The organism is Parasediminibacterium schistidii, from assembly GCF_046546515.1.
Classification (GTDB): domain Bacteria; phylum Bacteroidota; class Bacteroidia; order Chitinophagales; family Chitinophagaceae; genus Parasediminibacterium.
In genome coordinates this window covers 1-945 of the sequence record NZ_JBKHKJ010000091.1, presented here as the reverse complement: position 1 = coordinate 945, position 945 = coordinate 1, and the positions used below count along the sequence as shown (strand labels likewise).

The following is a 945-nucleotide window of genomic DNA, read 5'->3' as shown; positions in this document are numbered from 1 at the left end:
AAAGCATGGCTGGCTACTGGTTTAGGTCGGCTTTATAAAGTGCTTCTGGTGTGGCATATCCCAAGCTTTGATGCACCCTTTTCGTATTGTAAAAGTGCATGTATTTGCTTACCCCACCGTATAAAGCTAGCCCATTTTCATATGCCTTTAGATAAATATCCTCATACTTGATGCTGCGCCAGAAACGCTCTATGTAAATATTGTCGATTGCCCTGCCTTTGCCATCCATGCTTATCTTTATTTCATGGCTTTTTAACAAGCCAACATGGGCTTCCGAGGTGAACTGGCTACCTTGGTCGCTGTTGATGATTTCGGGCTTGCCATGCGCCTCTATGGCTTCCTGCGTGATGCTCGCGCACCATGCCGCGTCCATGCTGTTGCTGATGCCCCACCCCACGATAAAGCGGGTGTAAACGTCTATCACCGCATAAAGGTACATGAAGCCTTTTGCCATGGGCAGGTAGGTAATATCCACCTCCCACACTTTGTCCCGGTGCGTTATGGCAAGCCCTTTTAAGAGGTAGGGGTATTTGTACGATGCTTTGTCAGCAACGGTTGTACGGGGTTCCCGGTACAATGTCTCCCAGCCTACCAGCTTCATCAGCCGCCTTGCTCTTTTTACGTTCACCTGGTAACCATCCTGGCGCAGCAAAGCACACAAACGCAGCACGCCATAAAAGGGCGTTGAGAAATACTGCTCGTCCAGCCACCTCATGATGGCTAAATTATCTGCCGTCTCAGGGCAGGCAACATAATAAAAACGGCTGCGGTGCAGTGATAATAGCCCGCATTGTTTCACGATGCTCAACTGCCCGTTTGCCTCCTCCAGCATCAGGCAACGCTTGGATGCGGGCATCACTTCAATTTTTTTTTAAGGAAGTCATTTTCCACCTTCAATTGACCAATCTGAGCATATAATTCGTGTAGTTTTTTATCGCCGGGGCC

Annotated in this window: 1 protein-coding gene; it reads right to left on the bottom strand. The window is 48.7% G+C overall.

Going from position 1 to position 945, the window contains the following annotated elements:
* Window positions 1–13: 13 nt before the first annotated feature.
* Window positions 14–856, bottom strand: a complete 843-nt coding sequence (locus ACHFIY_RS19290; protein WP_410847766.1) for an IS3 family transposase — start codon at window positions 854–856, stop codon at window positions 14–16.
* Between the last annotated feature and the right edge of the window lie 89 nt (window positions 857–945).